At 67.2% G+C, this 201-nt stretch carries 1 pseudogene; it reads right to left on the bottom strand.

Annotation, left to right across the window (positions count from 1 at the left end):
- Nucleotides 1-201: pseudogene (locus tag GYA94_RS27255) on the bottom strand (TldD/PmbA family protein); the annotation flags it as partial.

Genomic DNA, 201 nt, shown 5'->3' on the forward strand with positions numbered 1-201 from the left:
CAACGATCTCGTAGCCGCCTTGCTGGCCGAAATTGTCGCGGCCCAGGCTGCGGCTCTGGCTGTCCTGGCTGTTGCTGGCAGTTACCCCCAGCCCCGGGAACAGAAAGCGCTGTGCATGGCGCAGCTCGGCGCCGGCTGAGTTCAGGTAGGTCTGCTCGACCAGGCTCAGGCCCAGACTGGCCTGCCAGTCCACCAGGCGGC

The sequence above is a fragment of the Pseudomonas juntendi genome, from assembly GCF_009932375.1.
Classification (GTDB): domain Bacteria; phylum Pseudomonadota; class Gammaproteobacteria; order Pseudomonadales; family Pseudomonadaceae; genus Aquipseudomonas; species Aquipseudomonas juntendi.